Source organism: Silvimonas sp., from assembly GCF_031291215.1.
In the GTDB taxonomy this organism is placed as follows: Bacteria; Pseudomonadota; Gammaproteobacteria; order Burkholderiales; family Chitinibacteraceae; genus Silvimonas; species Silvimonas soli.
Genome location: NZ_JARLJK010000066.1, coordinates 227,539 through 248,748, shown reverse-complemented (window position 1 = coordinate 248,748; position 21,210 = coordinate 227,539). Strand labels below are relative to the sequence as shown.

Sequence of the window (21,210 nt, the reverse complement as noted above, 5' to 3'; positions counted from 1 at the left end):
ATAGCGCCAATACAAGAAGGATGGAGACTTGCCTATTATGAAAATGAGACGTTTAAACCTTGCAGCGATTCCGGCCGCCCTCGTGGCGGCCCATTCTTTTGCTGCGTATCCGGCCTGGGTAGACGGCGGTACTTATACTGCTGGCACCATCGTTGTTTACAACGGCCATGATTATCAAGCGCTGGTCACTCAGACTGATTATGTGGGTGCCAACTGGAACCCGGCTGCGACGCCAAGTCTGTGGAAGGACTTGGGGGCGGATGCTGGCGGTTCGCCAACGCCTACTCCGACACCTGCGCCAACTCCGGCGCCGACGCCAGTCCCGACACCGGCTCCAACGCCAGCGCCGACTCCGGCACCAACGCCTGCTCCTACTCCCGCACCAACACCAGCGCCAACACCAAGTGGTAGCTGTGCGGCGGTCTGGAATGCAACCACTGCCTACAACACCGGCAACACCGTTAGCCTGAATGGCGTTAACTATGTGGCCAACTGGTGGACGCAAGGCCAGAGCCCGGCCACCAATTCGGGTGCCAGCGGTAGCGGCCAGCCATGGACGATCGTAGCGAACTGTTCGGGTGGCACGCCGACTCCGACACCTACTCCAACACCGGCGCCGACACCTACTCCGACGCCAACTCCTGCTCCGACGCCTACCCCAACGCCGGCTCCAACCCCGACACCGACACCGACGCCAACTCCCGCGCCGACACCTACCCCGACTCCAGCTCCAACTCCGTCGGGCAAGTATCAAGTGGGTTCGTACTTCGCTCAGTGGGGTATTTATTCGCTTGGCTATAACGTGAAGAACATCGACACCAGTGGTTCCGCTGCCAAGATGACCTTCCTGAACTACGCCTTCAACAACATCTACAAGCAAGCCGACGGTACCTATCAATGCCAGGGTCAAGTGACCGTGACTGAGCAAGGTGCTACCAATCCGAATGCTGCAGGTGCTGGTACCGGCGGCGATGCCTGGGCTGACATCCAGAAGGGCTTTGATGCTTCCACTTCGGTGAGCGGCGTTGCAGACACCTGGGATCAAACGGTGAAGGGCAACTTCAACCAGCTGAAAGAACTGAAGGCCAAGTATCCAAACCTGAAAGTGATCATGTCACTGGGCGGCTGGACGTGGTCCAAGTACTTCTCGGCAGCAGCAGCTACCGACGCAGGCCGCAAGGCGCTGGTTTCCAGCTGCGTCAACATGTACATCAAGGGTAACTATCCGGTTGATTCCGGTTCGGGTACCGGCGGTACTGGTGTGCTGGCAGGTATCTTCGACGGTATCGATATCGACTGGGAATACCCGGGTATCCAGGGCGTTGGCTACAACACGGTTGATCCGGTCAATGACAAGCACAACTACTCGCTGCTGATGCAGGAATTCCGTAGCGAACTGGATGCTTATGGCGCCACCACCGGCAAGCATTATCTGCTGACGGCGACCACCGGCGCGGGTTCAGACAAGATCGCTCAGGAAGAACCGGCCGCATTGGCTTCCTCGGTAGATTGGCTGAACCTGATGGCGTACGACTACCACGGTGGCTTTGAAACCACCGGTCCGACGGACTTCCAGGCCAATCTGTATGGCGACCCGGCAAGCCCGAATATCTCGAATGGCGGCACGGTAGCAACGTACTTTACCGATGATGCAGTCAAAGAGTTGGTCGCGGCAGGCTTCCCGATCGCCAAACTCAATCTGGGCATTCCGTTCTACGGACGTGGCTGGACTGGCGTGAAGAACGTGAACAACGGCATGTACCAGACTGCAACCGGCCCGGCAGCGGGTGCTTCTGAGGCAGGCATCAACAACTACAACGTGTTGAAATCTGCCGCAGGTAACATCTTCTACAACAATACCGTGGTTGGTCTGTACAAGTTCGATGGTACCAACTGGTGGAGCTACGATGATCCGTCGATCATCGCCACCAAGCTGAACTACACCAAGACCAAGGGTATGGGCGGTGTGTTCTCCTGGTCGCTGGATGGGGATGACACCTCCGCTACCCTGATGAACGCGATGGGCGCCATCAACCAGTAAGCTTCCAAAGTGTCGACCCGACGACGTATCAAGCAATACTGATACGCTTAGCCCTCCCGGATGTTCGGGAGGGCTTTTTTATGGGCGGAGTGGGTGTGTTCGAAGAGAGGAGGAGGGCGTGATCCGACTTGCGGCGTGGCGTTGATCGCTCGCTTGCCCATACCCGCAGCGGGGTACTAAAGCATGCGACCGCTCAAAAGCAGGAGCCTATCGCCTGCGGGTAAGTATTCCCTGCGCTGCTATGCCATTCTCTGGTCGGTTGGCTGGATAAGCGCGGTCGGGTCATTTAGTTGCTTTGAGAAACCCGGAGCCGAGAGCCACGTTGCCCGGATGAAATCAGGTAGCCCGGATGAAGCGTTAGCGAGAATCCGGGGCTGCTGTATTTACACATGCGGTGCGGTTTGTCGCTCAGAGGCGCGGCGTGAGCAGATCTCTCGCAACCCCTCAATACACGCCCGGCTTATGCTGCTTCGCCTGCCACGCTTCTATCTTGGGCAGCATTCTCAGGTAAAGCCCCGAACCCACAGCGCACAATGCGCAGGCCAGCACCGTATTTTCCACACGCGCCAAGGCGAAATGCATGGGCGAGGCAATCACCCGCTGCAGGCCGAAATCCAGCAAGACCATCACCAACGCGGTAATCGGGACCACCGCCACCCAGTAGTTACGCGCCTGCGCTGCCGGGGTCATTGCGGCCATAAGCGTGACCAGCAAGGCCAGCACCCATTCGTTGTTCACGTAATAGATCACTGCGGCGCCAGCGATTACGCCGATCATTGAGCCGACCAGCCGCTGAATCAGCCGATGCACGCTGTGGTGCGCGTCGTAAACGGTGACGATGGCAATGGTCAGCGGCACCCAGTAAAAACGCAGCAAGCCCAGCCATTGGCCCAATAAATAACCCGACAACACCAGCACAGCAAAGTACAGCGCAAAGGCGCCGTTATTGTGACGCCGCCGCATTAAATGCCGGGCCGCTTCGCGCAGCATGGGCGCCGTCTGGTATTCCGGTTCTTTGAACAGTTTCAGCGATAACAAGATCGACAAAATGCCGGAAATCCCGCCAAGAATCAGATAGGTGCCACATAACGGCGGCAGATCCGGCGCGCTATCGCCAAACAAAAAGGCCACCAGCCAGTACTTGCCAATGAACTCGACCGAGCCGCCAGCACCTTGCAGCCAGCCCGCAAACAAGGCAAAGCCCACCAGCAAAGCCAGCCCGGCGCCCGGCACATAATGGCCCGCAACACCGGCAATGCCCGCCAGCAACATCCCTAAGGTCATATAGATAATGGCGGCAATGCGCTCACTGGTTTCGCCGCCATAATCGACAAAAAGCGTATAAAAACCGGCAACGCCGCCGTAAACCGCCGGTAAAAACTCTCCCCGCGTCAGTGCAATCAGTAGCGGTAACCCCACGGCAACCGCGCCGCGAAACATTTTGCGGGTGTTGATCGGGGTAGTGGCCAGAATCAGTGAAGGATGCAGCGCCATAGGGACAAGGCAAGCCTGTAAGAGACGAGGGTCGAAATGTAGTCAGACTACATGAACTTGCCCAGGTAAATAAGCCCGCCAACGCGTATAAGCCGCATCTGGCAACAGAGCGGGATTTAGCCTTTGCCACAAGCGGGGCATGCGGGATAATCGCGTTTTCAGGAATCCACCATGCCTTTGCTGCAAAACACCGACCTGTCTGGCCTCAATACCTTGGGGCTGCCATCCCGCGCCCAATTCTTGTGTGAGCTGACCGATATCGGTGAGTTGGCGACATTACGTGCCGATATTGCTTTGGCGGGCTTGCCGTGGCATGTACTTGGCGGTGGTAGCAATCTGGTATTGCCAGATGTGGTGCCGGGCCTGGTGATCAAAGTCGCTATCGCTGGGCGTTCGTTGGCGGGCGAGGACGACACTGCCTGGTACGTCTCCGGCGGTGGCGGCGAAAACTGGCATGAGTTTGTACAGTGGACCCTGGCGCAGGGCTGGGGCGGGTTGGAAAATCTGTCGCTGATTCCCGGTACCGTCGGCGCTGCACCAATCCAGAATATTGGCGCTTATGGCGTAGAGGTAAAGGACGTGTTGTATGGCGTGCATGCCACGCATTTGCAGACCGGTGAACAACGCGTATTCAGCAAATGCGAGTGCCGCTTTGCCTATCGCGACAGTATCTTCAAACAAGAAGAAGCCGGGCGCTGGTTGATCAGCGAGGTCATCTTTCGCCTGCCCAAACAACCGGCGTTGCATACCGCTTATGGCGAGATCGAACGCGAATTGCAGCAGCTTGGCGTACCTACCTCGCCCCAAGCTGTAGCGCAGGCGGTCATCAATGTGCGTCAGCGCAAACTGCCTGATCCGGCTGTGATCGGCAACGCGGGCAGCTTCTTCAAGAACCCGATTGTGGATGTGGCGACGCGTGACCAGATTGCTGCAGAGTGGCCCGAGCTGGTGAGTTATCCGGTGACTGCGGGTTGGGTCAAACTGGCCGCAGGCTGGTTGATAGATAAGGCGGGCTGGAAAGGCAAAACGCTGGGGTCGGCAGGCATGTACGACAAACAGGCGCTGGTGCTGGTCAACCATGGCGGCGCAGGGCGTGCGGATGTCGAGCAGCTGTGCCGTGCAGTACAAGCGTCGGTCAAAGGCAAATTTGGCGTGCAGCTCGAGCCTGAGCCGGTGTTCTGGTAATACGAGTTTTCATCCGGGCGACAAGAATGCCGATTTGCCGCCCGGATGAAGTGGCCAGTTAACGCTGCAAAGCCGCCAACAGTTTGCCGTGAATGCCGCCAAAGCCGCCGTTACTCATGACCAGAATGTGATCGCCCGGTTGTGCTGCGCTGGCGACATCGGCAACCAGCGCTGTCAGGTCATCATGCGCATGCGCTTTCTCGCCCAGTCCGGTCAACGCTTCTGCCGGGTCCCAGCCCAGATTGGCGCCGTAGCAATACACGCGATCTGCATCGACCAGACTGGCTGGCAATTGCGCCTTCATGGTGCCCAGCTTCATGGTGTTGGAACGGGGCTCCAGCACTGCCAGAATGCGTGCTTTGCCTACTTTGCGGCGCAAGCCCGCTAGCGTGGTGGCAATGGCGGTGGGGTGATGGGCAAAGTCGTCGTACACGGTGATGCCGTTGACCACGCCCTTAATCTCCATCCGGCGTTTGACGTTGCGGAACTCGCCCAGCGCCTCAATGGCTTGCTCCACCGGCACACCCACATGCCGGGCCGCAGCGATGGCAGCAACCGCGTTCAAGCGATTGTGTTCGCCCAGCAAATCCCAAGTCACCCGGCCTTGCATCTGGCCATTGAGCAGCACATCAAAATGCTGGCCATCGTCGTTGGCCATCGCCCAACCCTGGTCGACCCCAAAGCGCTCGGTTTCGCTCCAGTTGCCGCGTTCCAGCACGCGATCCAGGCTCGTTTCCCGACCGTTGACGATCAGGCGACCATTGCCCGGCACCGTGCGCACCAAGTGGTGAAACTGGGTTTCGATGGCATGCAGATCGGCAAAAATATCGGCGTGGTCGAACTCCAGATTATTCAGGATTGCCGTGCGTGGCCGGTAATGAACAAATTTGGAACGTTTGTCGAAAAACGCGGTGTCATATTCATCGGCTTCGATTACAAAGAAGGGAGATTGACCGCCTTTTTCCTGGCGTGGTTCGCCGGGCAGGCGGGCGGAGATGCCAAAGTTCTCCGGGATGCCACCCACCAGAAAGCCAGGTGCCAATCCGGCGTATTCCAGAATCCAGGCCAGCATGGAGGTCGTCGTGGTTTTGCCATGCGTGCCGGCGACGGAGAGAACCCAGCGACCTTGCAGGATATGATCGCGCAGCCACTCCGGGCCTGAGGTATACGGCAGGCCACGATTGAGGATTTCTTCCATTAACGGATTGCCGCGGCTGACCACGTTGCCGATCACGTACAGATCCGCGTTCAGCTGCAACTGGTCAGGAGACCAGCCTTCGATCAGCTCGATACCCAGTGCTTCCAGCTGGTCGGACATGGGCGGGTAAACCCCGGCATCGCAGCCGGTCACCGTGTGGCCCGCCGCGCGTGCCAGGGCGGCGATGCCACCCATGAAAGTGCCGCAAATACCGAGAATGTGAATATGCATAATGGATTATTGAAATGTTATTAAAATTTAGAAAATTTAATGGCTTGGCGCGTCAAGTTTGGATTGCGTACAATCCGGTATTCCTTTTACGTTCCCATCTAGATCATGCCTAAAGTGCCGCCGGTAAATCCGGTGGAAATCGCCCGAATTGCCTTAAAACGGTTGGTCGAAAGCCGCTTGCCGCCGACCCCCGAAAACTATACGCAATTCTACAACGCGATTGCCACCATCAAGGCGCCGGAAGAAAAAACCACCGACGAGCTCCAGCAAGCGTGGAAGATTCTGTGCCGGCTGGACGATGCCGTTGGCGATGCTACCGATACCACCGAACAACTGATTGCCTCGCTGGCTGTGAATGGCGAGAGCATGGCCAGCAGTCTGGACCAGTTGCAAACCGCCCGTGAGCAGCATCTAGCCAAGGTTGTGCCGCCTGAAGAGACGCATGGTCGCCTTGAAGCTCTGCTGGATCAGATCATCGATTCCACCAGTACCATTCATTCCTCGGTGCAGACCACCCACGTTGATCTGGCCGCAATCCGCGAGTCCGTGCGCCACATTGAAGAAGACCTGGCGCACAACCGGATGATCCTTGGGCTGGACCCGCTGACCGGCGCACATAACCGTCAGGGCTTTGATCACCTGCTGGCCGCCGAAGTAAAGCGCGCTCGCCGCCACAGTGGCAAGCTGAGCGTGGTGATTCTTGATCTGGATGATTTCAAGCTGGTCAACGATCGGTTTGGCCATCTGGTTGGTGATCAGGTGTTGGTGCACATGGCCGATCTGGCCAAAGCGGTGTTGCGTGAAACTGACGCTTTGGTCCGCTACGGCGGTGAAGAGTTCCTGCTGATTTTGCCGGAAACCGACCAGAACGGCGCGCAATATGTGGTCGACCGTTTGCGGGTTGTGGCTGCGCGGACGCCGTTTATGCACAAGTCCGAACGTATTGATGTCACGTTCTCCTCCGGCGTGGCCATGCTCAAGGACGATGAAAACGGTCGTGCACTGGTATTGCGTGCTGATGAGGCGCTGTATCGGGCCAAACACAGTGGTCGCGGGCGGATCGAGCTGGCGCTGTAGTCTGGCGGCTTTCCTGGCAACCAAACAAAAACCCCATGTCATCTGGCATGGGGTTTTTGTTTGGTGCGCCGCACGCATGCGCCTGGATTAGTGGCGCCAGAACGCTGGCGTGAACAGGATCAGCACAGAGAAGATTTCCAGCCGTCCCAACAGCATGGCGAAGGTGCACACCCAGATTTGCAACGGCGCGAAGACTGAAAAATTAGCTGCCGGGCCAACCACGCCCAGACCTGGCCCGGTATTGTTCAGGCAGGCCACGATCGCAGTGAAGCTGCTGAGGAAATCCAGATCAGTCAGCAGCATGACAAACGTCAGCACCACCATGCTGGTTACATACAACGAGATAAACCCGAGCACCGCAAAAATCACACTCGGCGGTACGCTGCGGCCATTGACCTGCACCGGTTGCACGGCGTTCGGATGCAACAGGGTGGTGAACTGGCGGCCGGCTTCCTTGAGCAGCACCAGTGCCCGGAACATCTTGATGCCGCCACCGGTAGAGCCCGCGCAAGCGCTAAAGCAAGACAGGAACAACATCAGCAGCGGTACAAACAGTGGCCAAGTGCCGAAGTCCGCCGTGGCGTAACCCCCATCGGTGGCGATCGACACCAGGTTGAACGCTACATTGCGCAGTGATGTTTCATAGTCGGGATAGACATTCTGCCAATCCAGGTAGGCCGCCAACCCGATGCCGGCCAGCAAGATCACCGCCAACATCGACTTGAACTCGGTATCGCGCCAGTAGGCTAATAGCGAACGGCGGCTGAAGGCGACGTAATGCGTGGCGAAATTGGTGGCACCAGCAATCATGAACACAATCAGGATGGCTTCGATGGCGGGCGAATTGAAGTACGCCACACTGTCGGTATGGGTGGAAATGCCGCCCAGTGAAATGGCCGTCAGCGCGTGGCATACAGCGTCAAACCAGGTCATCCCGGCCAGCTTGAGCAACAGCAGGCAGAGGATGGTGAGCCCGATATAAACCAGCCATAAATTGCGCGCCGTCTCCCGGATTCGCGGTTTGAGCTTGGCGTCTTTGATTGGCCCTGGCATTTCGGCCTTGAACACCTGCATGCCGCCTACGCCCAGCATCGGCAAAATCGCCACCGCCAGCACGATCACCCCCAAGCCGCCCAGCCAGCTCAACATATGGCGCCAGAGGTTGAGCGACGCTGGCAGTGCATCAAGATCGGCGATTGTGGTGGAACCGGTGGTGGTCAGCCCGGCCATGCCCTCGAAATAGCCGTTGGTAAACGAGACGCTGGGGTCATAAAGCCAGAACGGCGCGGCCGCTGCCAGTGGCAGCAACAGCCAGATGCCGACTACCAGCAAGAAGCCGTCACGCACTTGCAATTCACGGCGAAAGGCATGCGTTGCCGCGACGATTACCAGCGCGCTGACAAACACAATTCCCAAGGCCTGTGCAAACGGCTGCAGGCCAGCATCTTGTCCGAACCAGGCCAGCCCCAGCGGAACCAGCAAGGTGAGTGAAAACAGCAGGGCTATCCGGGCGAGGATATTGAAGGTGGGCAACAAGCGCATCAGAAGAACCCCAGCTTCACGGCGAACAGATGCTCAACTTCGCGGGTACGCATTTTGTCGTGTACGAACAGGATGCAGCGGTCATCGGCTTCGATCACCGTGTCATGGTGCACCATGATGACCTTGCCAGCGCGCACGATGGCGGCCAGAAAAGCGTGCGATGGCATGCGAATTTCATCGACCCGGCGGCCAATTACCCGCGACACCGACTTGTTGCCATGAACGATCAGCTCAACCGCCTCGGCCGCGCCACGGCGCAGTGGTTTGACTGCGGCGATATCGCCTTGCCGGGCGAAGGCGAGCAGGGTGCCGATGGTGAGCTGGGCGGGGGAGAGCGCCACGTCAATGCGGCTGTCTTGCAGCAGGTCGACATAGCGCGAGCGGTTGATGATCGAGATCACCTTGCGTGCGCCCATCTGTTTGGCCAGCAAGGACGACATGATGTTGTCTTCGTCATCCGAAGTCAGCGCCAGATATAGATCGGTACGGTCAATCTGTTCCGATTCAAACATCGTCTCGCTGGTGGCATCACCGAGCAGTACCAGCGAGTCGGGCAACTGGTTGGCAATCCATTCGGCGCGAACTGGATCGCTTTCCACCAGCTTGACGCTGTAATCCTTCTGCAGGGCCTTGGCGAGGCGAAAGCCAACGTTGCCCCCGCCCGCCAGCAGCACGCGCTTGATGGGGCTTTCCACCACGTGCAACGCGGCGATGACTTTGCGCATTTGCCGTGCTTCGGCCAGCACAAATACTTCGTCTCCGGCCTGCAGCTCGGTGTCGCCATCCGGGCGGATGTAATGGTTATTGCGATAGACGCCGACGACGCGCCGGTCGATATTGGGCAGGATCTCGTTGAACTGGGTCAACGCCTTGCCTGCCATGGGCGCGCCTTCGGTAATCCGCGCCACCACTAGTTGCACCAGCCCGTTGGCAAAATCGAGCACCTGCAATGCTTCGGGCATTTTCACCAGCCGCACCAGGTAGTCGGTGACGACCTGGGCCGGTGTAATGGTGTGACTGATGGCAAAACCGTCTTCTTCCGAAAACAGCGCCTCGTGAGCCAATAGATCGGAATTGCGGATGCGGGCAATGCGCGTGGGCACGCGGAACATCTGGTAGGCAATCTTGCAGGCCACCATGTTCAGTTCATCCGTCGGGGTGACCGCCAACAGCAGTTCGGCGTCTTCAGCGCCAGCTTCGCGCAGCGTTTGCGGGCTGGAGGCAGAACCGGTAATGACGCGCAGATCCAGTCGGCTCATCAGGGGAGCTAGATTGGCCGGGTTGTCATCGACGATGGTGACGTTGTGTTGCTCGTAGACCAATTGCTCGGCCACGGTGGCGCCGACCCGGCCGGCACCAAGAATCAGAATATTGGACACGGTTGGCTGTGATCTCTGTTTTATCTGGAGCCAGGCGCACCCGGGGCGGGCAGCCAGGACTCCGTTTGGTTTTGGCTTGATTGCGATGCCATGGGGGCGATCCGTACAACAACCGGACCAAAGGGCAGGCCAGTGGCCCCCAAAACGCAAAAACGGGAAGCAACCTTGTCAGGTTTGCTTCCCGTTCAGACTAGCACAGCGCTACAGATATGCCGTGCGGGTTATGTCAGTCTTCTTCAACTGGCTTGTTTTTTTTGGGCATGTTGACACCCAACTGTTTGAGCTTGCGGTAAAGGTGCGTGCGTTCCAGCCCGATCCGTTCCGCCACCCGGCTCATATTGCCGCCAGACAACTCGATCTGCCGTTCCAGATAGAACTTCTCGAACTGGTCGCGTGCTTCGCGTAGCGGCAAGTTCATGTCCACTGCCGACAAAGCCGGAGCCGGTGCCGAAATTTGCGCTGCAGTAGCTTCAACGCTGGGCGAGAACTGCGACAAAATGCGCGAAACCGGATTGATGTCGATCTCGCCATCACGGCAGGACAGCGCCAGACTCTTCACCACATTGGTCAGCTCATCCAGATTGCCCGGCCAGTCTTGCTGGGCCAGCAACTGCAAAGCATTGTGGCTGAAGCGACGCGCGCCCAGCTTATGCTGCGCGACTGTATCGGTGAGGATGGTCTCCGCCATGCGCGGGATGTCTTCCTTGTGCTCACGCAGGGCGGGCACCGGCACAATCCATTGCGACAGCTGACGGAACAACTCGGGGTCGAGATCGCCACTGAGCTGGTCCAGCGGACGGCTGGAGGCCGACACCAGTCGCACCTTCATTTTGTCCAGCTTGCCCAGCACCGACTTCAGCCCGGCTTGCGCCCGCGCATCCAGATAAGCCAGATCACGCAGGAACAACGTGCCGCCGGTAGCCTTGTTCAGCAACTCTTGCGGCGCCAGCGCGAATTCTTCATTGGAGTGCGGCGCCACAAACGGCTTGCCGTCCGGGTTGACGTAGCGCGCGCAATATTCAAAACCGACACCAGGCGGGCCGATCAGCAGCACCGGCGCGGTTTGCGCTTGTGCGGCTTGCAGCATGCGGGTCAGTTCGCGAATGTGCTCGCTCTCTCCCAGACGATTGAGGGTGACGACCGGACGCGGTGCTTCTTGTTGCAAGGTCACGGCGCGTTTGACGGCGGCCAGCAACTTTTGCAAACCAATCGGCTTTTCCAGGAAGTCCATCGCACCGATCCGCGTTGCTTCCACAGCGGTATCGATGGTGGCATGACCTGACATCATGATCACCGGCATGGTGAGCTGGCCGTTACGTGCCCACTCCTTGAGCAACGTTACGCCATCGGTGTCCGGCATCCAGATATCCAGCAATACCAGGCGTGGTTGCGCCTGATTACGTAGCCGGCGCGCCGCTTCGGCGTTTTCTGCCACCGCTACGCTATAGCCTTCGTCTTGCAGAATTTCGGACAACAACTCGCGAATGCCGATCTCGTCATCTACTACCAGAATATCCTGACTATGCAACTTCATTCCTCCGCCAGCGGCAGATCAATACGAACCCAGGCTCCGCCAGTTTCGCGGTTTCCGGCCTGAATGCGGCCGTGATGTTCGTCGATAATTTTTTTAACTATCGCCAATCCCAAGCCCGTACCTTTTTGTTTTGTTGTGATGTACGGTTCAAACACCCGAGGGAGTATATCGGGTTGAAAGCCGTTTCCGCTGTCTTCTACGACGAGTCTGGCAAATTTATCGGTTTTTTCGGTCCGGACGCAAATTTGTGGTTTATTGAATACGCCATCAACCGCCTGTCCGCTTTCCTGGGAATGGATAGCATCTTGTGCATTCTGCAGCAAATTGTGGATCACCTGGCGTAAATGCGTGGCATCTCCGTCCACAATCAGCGCGCCGCCGGTCAGATCTTCGTATTTCACCGGGGCAGCTTCATACAGTACCAAGACTTCACTGAGCAACTGGCGCAGATCAAGCGGACGCTTCTTGCCCGTGGGTTTGCGGGCGTAATCGCGGAACGCATCTACCATTTGCTTGAGCGCCGCCACCTGTTTGACGATGGTTTGCGAATTGCGGGTCAGCAGGTCCTTACCGCTCTGGTCGAGTTTGTCGGCCAGTTTCAGTTCCATGCGCTCAGCGGCCAACTGGATCGGCGTGAGCGGGTTTTTGATTTCATGGGCCAGGCGACGAGCCACTTCACCCCAGGCCGCATCGCGCTGGGCGGAAATCAAATCGGTAATGTCGTCAAACACCACCAGATAGCCGCTACGACTTTCGCCCACCGCCAGCCTTGTGCCGCGAATTTGCAAAATGCGTTTTTCGTCGGCGACTTCGGCTTCTTTTTCCCAGTGTTCTTCTTTGCCGGCAAAGCCCATCAACACTTGGTCACACAAGGTGGTGAGCGCTGGATAAAGCTCACTCCAGCGCATAAGCGGGGTATCGCCTAGCCGGTTGGGATCAATGCCCAGAATGCGTAGCGCGCTCTGATTGGCAGAGGCCAGCGTCCAGCTATCGTCAAACGACATCACACCCGCGGTGAGCGAGCCGAGCATCGCCTCGAGATAGGCATTGGCGGCCTCTTGTTCGGCCTGATGCTGTTCCAGCGCGGTGCGCGCATCGCCCAACTGGCGGGTCATGCGGTTGAACGAATGCGTGAGAATGCCCAGCTCATCGCGGCTGATCACCGGCTGACGCTGTGAATAGTCGCCCGAAGCCACCGCGCGGGTGCCTTCGGCCAGCACTGAGAGCGGCGCGGCCAGTTTGTCCGACAGATAGATTGCCAGCGCCACTGCGCCCAGCAGGGCCATCAGCAACGCCAGCGTCAGAGTCAGGCTGTAGATGAGTTTGAGGCCCTGGCGCGATTGCGAGAGCTGTTTGTAATCGGCGCGGACTTGTTCGACCAGTTCGGCATCGGCGGCCAGTGAAGGGTCAATTGGCTGGCGTAGCTGCAAGATGCGCGTGCGCTCAGATAAACCGGTGTCATGCACTGGCATCATCACGCGCATGGTCAGACCCTTGTCGGTGTCTGTTTCCAGTTGTTTGACCGGTCCTTGCATGGCCATGCGTAGCTGATTGCGGTCGGGGATACTCGGGAATAACCCGGCGCTTTCGTTACCGATATGCGCAATGGTCTGCCCGGTTTCATCAAAAACGCTGATTTCCTGTACCCCAATCTGATCGCGCAAACGAGTCAGACGGGAAAGAAGCGAGGTGCCGTTTTCATCGTGGATATCCAGGGCGATGACCCGCGCTTTGCGCAATAGGTCGTTCTGCTGGAAATCAATGGCGTTGTGGCCTAGATTCAGGCCGCGATCCAGGGCGCCTTCCACCCGTACGTCAAACCAGGTTTCGATGGAACGGTTCAGAAACTGCACCGACAAGGTGTACACCAGCGCACCTGGCAACACCGCCACCAGCGAGAACATCAGCACCATGCGCAAAGTGAGCCGCGAGCCAAAGACCTTGGCTTTGACCTTTTGCACCAGCTGCATCAGGCGCACGCCCACCAGCACGATCATGCCCAGCAACATCAGACCGTTGATGGTCAGCAGCACGGTGTAATACTTGGCGAAGGCCGAGGTATTGCCGGAAGCGGTGGCCAGCAGGAACAACAGAATCGTGCCCAGCGAAGCCAGAATGATGAGCGCCCGCTTCATTTACTTGCCGTCCTCGTCACTGCGCAAGCCGACCTCCGACCAGGCCGATTCGAGTTGCCAGTCACTGTGACCAATAGCAGTCAATTGCCAGGTTTTGGGCAATTGCGAGACATCCAGCTTGAGCCGCATGCGGCCAGAGAAATCACTTTTGTCATGGGCGATCGAGGTGTCTTGCAGTACGCCCCAGCCACGCAGCACACCAAGTGCCGACAACGCTTCATCCAGAGTATTGAAGCTGCGGTAAAAACTGCCCAGATGCAGGCGATACTGGCGCGACAAAGCGTGGTAGCTCAAGCGATAGGTAAGCGTAGCGGTCGGGGAGAACCAGTCGGCCACCTGGCGATACCAGGAATACATGCGCGGGCGGGTGAGCTGGAATTCGTAGACAAATGGCAAGCTCAGGCCATTGGTCAAAGAGTCTTCCAGCGCCGGGGAAAGGGTGATCTTGTAACTGGCCGAGATTTCGACCTGGTTGTCACCCCAGCTGGACGCAGCCTGTTGGGCCTTGATGCCGCCACCATCTGCCCAGGCCACGGAAACGGCCAGCCACAAGGCAAGCAGGCCGCACCAACGGCGCCAGCTAGCCAGTGTGTTTCGCAAAAAGGGCGTAGTAAAAACCATCGTGCTCCGGGTTCGGCAATAGCTGCCCATCGGTGGCGGATTCCAGTGTCACCGGCAGGCGTAGCGCATCCGGCGTACGAGCCGCAAAGGCTGCTGCCTGGACTGCGTTTTCTGCCGGGAATACGGAGCACGTAGCATAGAGGAGTTTGCCGCCCGGAGCTACCAAAGCCCACAGCGCATCCAGCATTGCGGCCTGTTGTTGCGCAAACTGGACAATATCTGCCGATCGGCGCAGCCATTTGATATCTGGATGGCGGCGTGCAACACCGGTGGCAGAACAAGGCACGTCGGCCAGAATCCGGTCGAACAGTTTGCCATCCCACCAGTCGGCTGGCTTGCCTGCATCGCCGGTCAACAAAGTGGCATTGAGTCCCAGTCGTTTGAGATTGTCAGCAACGCGCGACAGGCGTTGTGCATCCGCATCGACCGCAGTGAGTTCCAGATCGGCCAGTTCCAGCAAATGGCCGGTTTTGCCGCCAGGCGCAGAACAGGCATCCAGTACGCGCATGCCCGGGGCGACATCGAGTAAGCGAGCGGCTTGCTGCGCACCCCAGTCTTGCACCGAAACCAGACCTTCAAAAAAACCGGGAATGCGATCTACGCCCACCGGATGGCGCAACTGGATGGCGGTGTCGTCCAGGGCGCGCGCTTCCAGTCCGGCCTCTTGCAAGGCGGCCATGCTTTGCGCAACGCTGCCGCGCCGCTGGTTGACGCGCAGCGTGAGCGGCGGGTGCGTGTTGTTGGCGGTGAGGATGTTTTCCCACTGTTGTGGCCACGCTTCGCGCATGGCATCAATCCACCATTGCTGGTGCGACCATTTGCCATAGGGCGTGGTGCGCGCCTGGTTCAGCAGATCATCACGCTGGCGCAAAAAGTTACGCAGGATGGCGTTGACCAGACCCTTGCCCATGCCGGTACCCGTGTGGGAGGCCACTTTCACCGCGTGATCGACCACGCTATAAGGCGCGGCGCGAGTGAACTGCAGTTGATACAGGCACACCAGCAACAGCGCTTTGAGCGCGGATTCGTGCAGCGGCTTGTTGAGCAGCTGTTTCAGCGTGCTGTCGAGCAGGCCGAAATGGCGCAGCGTGCCGTAGCACAAGTCCTGAATGGCGCCGCGCTGTTGTGGACGCAAGTCGGGCTCTGCGCGCCATATCCGGGTAAGGGCGTCAGTGAGGGTGTGGCCGCCAAGTACGGCCTCCAGCGCTTGTGACGCCAATTTTTGGGTTGCGAACAATTATCTGAAATCCGTCTGGTTATGACCGCGAGCAATGGCTTGCAAGCGGGCCACGCGCTCTTCAGTGCGTGGGTGAGTGCGGAACAAATCAGCCATGCCGCCGCCATGCAGCGGGTTCATGATCATCATTTGTGCAGTTTCGGGGTGAGCCTGCGCGGTGTGCATCGGAATGCCTTTCGCATAAGCTTCAATTTTTCTCAGCGCGTCAGCCAATGCCAGCGGGTCGCCGGAAATCTGTGCGCCACCGGCATCCGCGCCAAATTCACGCGAACGCGAAATGGCCATCTGGATCAGCGAAGCAGCAACGGGCGCCAGAATGGCAACGGCGATGCCGACCAGCGGATTAACCGCGCGGCCGTTTTCATCGCGTCCGCCAAAAAACATGGCGAAGTTGGCTAGCGCGGAAATGGCACCTGCCATGGTCGCGGAAATAGTCGAAATCAGGATGTCGCGATGCTGCACGTGAGCCAGCTCATGCGCCATTACGCCTCGCAGCTCGCGGTGGCTGAGCACGCGCATGATACCGGTAGTGCAGGCGACCGCGGCGTTTTCCGGATTGCGGCCAGTGGCAAAAGCGTTGGGCTGGTCTTCTTCAATGACATACACCTTGGGCATGGGCAAGCCAGCGCGGCCTGCCAGTTCACGCACCATGGCAACCAGTTCTGGTGCGGTCGTGTCGTCGACCAGATGGGCGTTGTACATCTTCAACACCATCTTGTCGGAGTTCCAGTAGGCGAACAAATTCATGCCGCCAGCAAATACCAGTGCCAGCAACATGCCTTTTTGCCCGCCTATCATGCCGCCAATGATGCCAAACAAGGCAACGATGGCAGCCATCAGCAAGGTGGTTTTAATCCAGTTGTTCATAGTTGTCCTCATAAAAGCGCTGGTTATCGAGCGCCGTGCCAAGCCTTCCAGGAATAGATTGTCACAGGCAGGGATAATTCAACGCACCAGCCATCTGCCTGAAGCTGATCCGGCCTGGCGCCGACCACCTACGGGTCATCAAGCGAATAACTGAATGACTGGTCTAGCCGAGGATGGTTCCGGGACTTGGTTGCACTCCGGCGAGGAAAGCCGCGGCATCCAGCCGCTTGCCGCCGGCTTTTTGCAGCTCGGTCAGGCGCAGCGCACCTTGGCCCGTCGCAACAAGCAATGCGTTGCGGTCTGCCTGCAGGATTTCACCAGGCCGACCTTGCCCTTCGGCTAGCTGGGCTCGCCAGATTTTCAGTGCTTCGCCCGCCAGCGTAGTCTGGGCCGAGGGGAAGGGGTTGAAGGCCCGGATCATCCGGTCCAGCTGAATGGCCGAGCGCGACCAGTCAATCAGCGACTCTTCTTTTTTCAGCTTTTCCGCATAAGTGACACCTTCACTCGGCTGCACCTGGCGGGCGGCTTGCAGCGCAGGTAACTGTTCCAGCGCTGCGACAATGGCTTGCGCGCCTGCTACGGCCAGTTTGTCGTGCAAGCTGGTGGCGTTGTCGTCAGCGGTGATGGCGACGGGATGAATGCTCAGCATGTCACCGGTATCAAGGCCCGCATCCATTTGCATGATGGTGATGCCGGTTTCGCTATCGCCCGCCAGAATGGCGCGCTGGATAGGCGCCGCGCCGCGCCAGCGTGGCAAGAGCGAGGCGTGGATATTCAGGCAACCCAAACGCGGCAAATCCAGCACGGCTTGCGGCAGAATCAAGCCGTAAGCCGCCACGATCATCAAATCTGCGCCGATCTCTTGCAGCGGCGCCTGTTGCTCTGCCGTACGCAAACGCTCTGGCTGGTACACCGGCAAGCCGTGTTGCAATGCCAGTTGTTTGACGGGCGAGGCGGTCAGCTTCATGCCGCGACCAGAAGGCCGGTCTGGCTGGGTAAGGACGAGGGTAATCTCGTGTCCGGCATCCAGCAGCGCTTGCAAAGCGGCGGCGGCAAAATCGGGAGTTCCGGCAAAAATCAGTTTCATGGCAGGGCACCAAAAAGCAAAACCGCCGGCGGGCGGCGGCTGGGAAAGCGGGATGCAGGTTGCCGGATATGCCATGCAGCGAGGCTCTGGCAATCCGGCGACGCAGGCAGATTACATGATCTTGCGTTCGTTCTTTTTCAGTTTCTGGATAATCCGCGTCAGCTTCAGTCTGGAAAGCTTTTCGACAAATATTTTGCCTTCCAGGTGATCCATTTCGTGCTGAATGCAAACGGCCAATAATCCGCTTGCATCAATGCTGATTTCTTTCCCGTTTCGGTCCTGGGCGGAAACCTTGATATGCTCGGCCCGATCCACTTCTTCGTAAATGCCAGGCACGGAAAGGCAGCCTTCCTCGGATTTGGTCTTGCCGTCCATCTCCAGAATCCGGGGGTTAATCAGCACGATTAAATCGTCTTTGCTTTCAGAAATATCAATGACGATAAGACGTTCGTGCTCATTCACCTGTGTTGCGGCCAGCCCGATGCCGGGTGCGGCATACATCGTTTCCGCCATATCATTGATAAGCTGTTGCAGCTTTGCATCAAAAACGGTGACTGGTTTTGCAATTGTGTGCAAACGTTCATCGGGATAATGCAGGATATTCAGAATTGCCATGTTTGCTTGCAGCTCAAAAAGTTTATATGCAGAATCTACGCGGCTTTAGCGCCAGGGTAGATATCGACGAAGAAACAGCAAAAGCAGCCGGTAGTTTGCTGGCTGTTTCCTGGTTTAAACAAATAGTTCAAGTTGGCGAGTCCCGGAAATTTTTATCCGGCCCCATCCGGATCGACCGGAGTAGATGAGTGTGACCACCACCATGCGTAAAACAATTATATCGCTACTTTTCGCCCTCAGTGGCACCACCGGACTGGCTTATGCCGACACGCTGGCTTTGCAGGACAGTGCGCCAGACCGCTACGTCGTGGTCAAGGGGGATACCCTGTGGGGTATTTCGGGTCACTTTCTCAAGCAGCCGTGGCGCTGGCCCGAGATCTGGAACATGAACCGGGAGCAGATCAAGAACCCGCACTGGATTTATCCAGGCGACGTCGTGGTACTGGATCGCTCCGGCGGTACGCCACGTCTGAAACTGCTCAAGAACGAACGCGTGGGCAGCAACGGCGAAGCCAAGCTGTCGCCGCATGTACGCAGCAGCGACATGGATAACGGCGCGGTACCAAGCATTCCGCTGACCTCGATCCGTCCGTTCCTCGACAAACCGCTGGTCGTTGAAGAAAACGAATTGCTGACGGCGCCGCGTGTTGCCGCAGGCCCGGATGACCGTGTTGTGTTCTCGGCCGGTGAGAAGGTTTACGCCGTAGATATGCCTGATGGCCAGATTGGCCAAGTCTGGCAAGCCTATCGCCCTAGCCAGCCGTTGTTCGACCCGGATGATCCTGAGCACAAGCGCGTGATCGGTCATGAGGTCACTTATCTGGGCGACCTGGTCGTGGAAAAAACCGGTGACGTCACCACCATGCGCGTGCAGACGGCCAAGGAAGAAATTGGCGTTGGCGCTCGTCTGGTCAAGGCCACCGAGAGCGAATTCCTGAACTATGCGCCGCACGCGCCGCAGGGTGATATCCACGGCAAAGTGGTGTCGACCTACGGTGGCGTGGCTGAAGCAGGCCCGTTGACCACGCTGGTGATTAACCGCGGTGCGCAGGATGGCATCGATGTTGGATCAGTACTGGTAACCTGGAAAGCCGGGCGTCCGATCAAGAAAGAGTCGAAAAGCGAGCCGGATCGGTTCACACCGGCCGAGCGTAGTGGCAATCTGTTCGTCTATCGCGTATTCCCCAAGTTTGCCTACGGTTTGCTGCTCGACAGCACAGAACCGGTCAACATCGCCGACGAGGTTACATCGCCTTGATGCAAGACGACGCGGACGCAGCCATCTGGCTGCGTTTCGCGCTAGTGCCCGGAATCGGGCCACGCCGCCAGCTAGGTCTGCTGCAAGCGTTCAAAACGCCGCAGACTGCGCTGGCGGCGTCGTTTTATGACATCAGCAATGTGTTGGGTAATGAAAAGCTGGCACGTAGCTGGTGCGATGCCGCTCAAGCTGCGGTCCATGACCGCGTCACTCAGGCACTAGCCTGGGCGAAGGAGCCTGGTTGCCGCATCCTCACCATGTCCGATGCGGATTACCCGCCCGCGCTGCTTGAATTGCCTGACGCGCCCTGCGTGCTGTTTTGTCTGGGTGACACGGACTTGCTGGCTCGCGATGCGCTGGCGATTGTCGGTAGCCGTAATGCCACGCCGCAAGGTCTGGAGAACGCCGAACGATTTGCAGAAACCTTGAGCCAGTCCGGCATGGGCATCGTGAGTGGCCTGGCGGCGGGGATTGATGCCGCCGCGCATCGCGGTGGGCTGACGGGATCGGGCGGCACTGTGGCTTTTGTCGGCACCGGGCTGGATCGCGTATATCCGGCGTCGAACCGGGCGCTAGCGCATCAGATTGCCGAACAAGGGCTGATTGTTTCCGAGTTTGCCTTGGGCACTGCGCCCAAGCCGGAGAACTTTCCCCGCCGCAACCGTTTAATTGCAGCACTGGCTAAAGGCTGCCTGGTAGTCGAAGCCACGATTGGCAGTGGCTCACTGATTACCGCTCGTCAGGCCAATGATCTGGGGCGAGAGGTATTTGCCATCCCCGGATCGATTCATTCTCCGCAGGCTAAAGGCTGCCATCAACTGATCAAACAAGGGGCAAAGCTGGTCGAGTGTGCTGAAGATATTCAGAGCGAATTGTGTTGGGATAGCAGCAGTCCGCAGCGTTCGCCCAGCCTGGCTGCGGCAACCTCACTATGGCAGGACGAACTGCAAGGCGAGGAGTGTCTGGTGGTCCCGCATATGGGGTTTGACGCGGTGACCATTGACGAACTTGTTGTAAGGTCCAGCTTGACGGCGGACCGTCTGTGCGCAATCCTGCTCGGTTTGGAATTGAAAGGCGCGGTATTTGCGCTGCCGGGAAACCGGTATCAACGGCGTGTTTGAGCGGTAATGAGACCGCTTTGCTTGAATTGCCGTTGCGCCGCCATCAGATTCCAGATACAGATTTAAAAAGACACGCACCGAGGTTGACCTAATTTTTATGCTGGAAGTTCTTGCTTATCTTTTTGAACAGTTCTACCACGCCGAGGGTGAGCCGGATGTATCTCTGCTCGCCACGCGACTGGCGAGCGCCGGTTTTGATCAGGACGATATCGCCCAGGCCGTTGGCTGGCTGGCAGAACTGAACCGTATCGACACCACGCGTTACGCAGCGCTGGGAGATATGGCTGGCCGGCATTTCCATCCGGATGAGCTGGCGCGGTTCGATGAAGAAGCACTGGACTACTGGCTGTATCTACAAAGTGCCCATGTACTGGGCGGCCCTGAGCGCGAAATGGCGCTTGATCTGGTCATGCATGCAGCGCCCGGCGAGATTTCGCAGGAACGTCTACAGTTGATCGTGCTGATGGTGGTTTGGCGAAAGCGCGATGAACTGTCTAATCTGCTGATCGAAGAGATCCTGTTCGGTCGTGAAGGTCTGACCCAGCATTGATGCGCACTGCGCGCAATCAACTCCCTACACCTTTGGAT

Annotated in this window: 17 protein-coding genes; 6 read left to right on the top strand and 11 right to left on the bottom strand. The window is 58.1% G+C overall.

The window, feature by feature from the left end:
- The first annotated feature begins 37 nt into the window (after positions 1-37).
- Complete coding sequence (locus P4L78_RS09025) at positions 38-2,041, top strand: glycosyl hydrolase family 18 protein (protein ID WP_309327698.1); 2,004 nt, start codon at positions 38-40, stop codon at positions 2,039-2,041.
- Positions 2,042-2,485: 444 nt separating this feature from the next.
- Here P4L78_RS09025 and P4L78_RS09020 read toward each other — a convergent pair whose 3' ends face one another.
- The gene (locus tag P4L78_RS09020; RefSeq protein ID WP_309327697.1) at positions 2,486-3,535 is read right to left on the bottom strand and encodes an FUSC family protein; all 1,050 of its coding nucleotides are present in this window, start codon (positions 3,533-3,535) and stop codon (positions 2,486-2,488) included.
- 171 nt (positions 3,536-3,706) lie between these two features.
- Here P4L78_RS09020 and murB point away from each other — a divergent pair, with 171 nt between their 5' ends.
- The gene (murB, locus tag P4L78_RS09015; protein ID WP_283147780.1) at positions 3,707-4,720 is read left to right on the top strand and encodes a UDP-N-acetylmuramate dehydrogenase; all 1,014 of its coding nucleotides are present in this window, start codon (positions 3,707-3,709) and stop codon (positions 4,718-4,720) included.
- Positions 4,721-4,778: 58 nt separating this feature from the next.
- On the opposite strand, the gene mpl is transcribed toward murB, so the two are convergent.
- Positions 4,779-6,152 carry a UDP-N-acetylmuramate:L-alanyl-gamma-D-glutamyl-meso-diaminopimelate ligase gene (mpl, locus tag P4L78_RS09010; protein ID WP_309327813.1) on the bottom strand — a complete coding sequence of 458 codons (1,374 nt, stop codon included), beginning with the start codon at positions 6,150-6,152 and terminating at the stop codon, positions 4,779-4,781.
- 102 nt (positions 6,153-6,254) lie between these two features.
- Between mpl and P4L78_RS09005 the strand changes: the two genes are divergently transcribed.
- Complete coding sequence (locus P4L78_RS09005) at positions 6,255-7,226, top strand: GGDEF domain-containing protein (protein ID WP_309327695.1); 972 nt, start codon at positions 6,255-6,257, stop codon at positions 7,224-7,226.
- Positions 7,227-7,313: 87 nt separating this feature from the next.
- Here P4L78_RS09005 and P4L78_RS09000 read toward each other — a convergent pair whose 3' ends face one another.
- From P4L78_RS09000 to def, 9 genes are all read right to left on the bottom strand, one after another.
- Positions 7,314-8,768, bottom strand: a complete 1,455-nt coding sequence (locus tag P4L78_RS09000; protein WP_283147782.1) for a potassium transporter TrkG — start codon at positions 8,766-8,768, stop codon at positions 7,314-7,316.
- Positions 8,768-10,147 (bottom strand): Trk system potassium transporter TrkA, encoded by a 1,380-nt coding sequence (gene trkA, locus P4L78_RS08995; RefSeq protein WP_309327694.1) that lies wholly within the window; start codon positions 10,145-10,147, stop codon positions 8,768-8,770. The genes P4L78_RS09000 and trkA overlap by 1 nt, the downstream gene beginning before the upstream one ends.
- 226 nt (positions 10,148-10,373) lie before the next feature.
- Positions 10,374-11,681 (bottom strand): response regulator, encoded by a 1,308-nt coding sequence (locus tag P4L78_RS08990; protein ID WP_390901495.1) that lies wholly within the window; start codon positions 11,679-11,681, stop codon positions 10,374-10,376.
- A complete protein-coding gene (locus P4L78_RS08985) occupies positions 11,678-13,816 on the bottom strand; it encodes an ATP-binding protein (RefSeq protein ID WP_309327693.1) in 2,139 nt (712 codons plus the stop codon). Before P4L78_RS08985 ends, P4L78_RS08990 begins: the two co-directional genes overlap by 4 nt.
- Entirely contained in the window at positions 13,817-14,437 is a 621-nt protein-coding gene (locus P4L78_RS08980) for a DUF4390 domain-containing protein (protein WP_283147785.1), read from the bottom strand. It abuts the gene before it with no gap.
- Positions 14,397-15,674: a 16S rRNA (cytosine(967)-C(5))-methyltransferase RsmB gene (gene rsmB / locus P4L78_RS08975; RefSeq protein ID WP_309327692.1), complete on the bottom strand. Its 1,278-nt coding sequence runs from the start codon at positions 15,672-15,674 to the stop codon at positions 14,397-14,399. The genes P4L78_RS08980 and rsmB overlap by 41 nt, the downstream gene beginning before the upstream one ends.
- Complete coding sequence (gene htpX, locus P4L78_RS08970) at positions 15,675-16,541, bottom strand: zinc metalloprotease HtpX (protein ID WP_283147787.1); 867 nt, start codon at positions 16,539-16,541, stop codon at positions 15,675-15,677.
- Positions 16,542-16,704: 163 nt separating this feature from the next.
- Positions 16,705-17,628 carry a methionyl-tRNA formyltransferase gene (gene fmt, locus P4L78_RS08965; protein WP_283147788.1) on the bottom strand — a complete coding sequence of 308 codons (924 nt, stop codon included), beginning with the start codon at positions 17,626-17,628 and terminating at the stop codon, positions 16,705-16,707.
- A 111-nt stretch (positions 17,629-17,739) separates the two neighbouring features.
- Positions 17,740-18,243 (bottom strand): peptide deformylase, encoded by a 504-nt coding sequence (gene def, locus P4L78_RS08960; protein ID WP_309327691.1) that lies wholly within the window; start codon positions 18,241-18,243, stop codon positions 17,740-17,742.
- A 184-nt stretch (positions 18,244-18,427) separates the two neighbouring features.
- On the opposite strand from def, the gene P4L78_RS08955 reads away from it, so the two are divergent.
- From P4L78_RS08955 to P4L78_RS08945, 3 genes are all read left to right on the top strand, one after another.
- Complete coding sequence (locus tag P4L78_RS08955; RefSeq protein ID WP_309327690.1) at positions 18,428-19,501, top strand: LysM peptidoglycan-binding domain-containing protein; 1,074 nt, start codon at positions 18,428-18,430, stop codon at positions 19,499-19,501.
- Positions 19,501-20,622 carry a DNA-processing protein DprA gene (gene dprA, locus P4L78_RS08950; RefSeq protein WP_309327689.1) on the top strand — a complete coding sequence of 374 codons (1,122 nt, stop codon included), beginning with the start codon at positions 19,501-19,503 and terminating at the stop codon, positions 20,620-20,622. The genes P4L78_RS08955 and dprA overlap by 1 nt, the downstream gene beginning before the upstream one ends.
- 97 nt (positions 20,623-20,719) lie before the next feature.
- Entirely contained in the window at positions 20,720-21,172 is a 453-nt protein-coding gene (locus P4L78_RS08945; RefSeq protein ID WP_283147792.1) for a DUF494 domain-containing protein, read from the top strand.
- Positions 21,173-21,210: the final 38 nt, after the last annotated feature.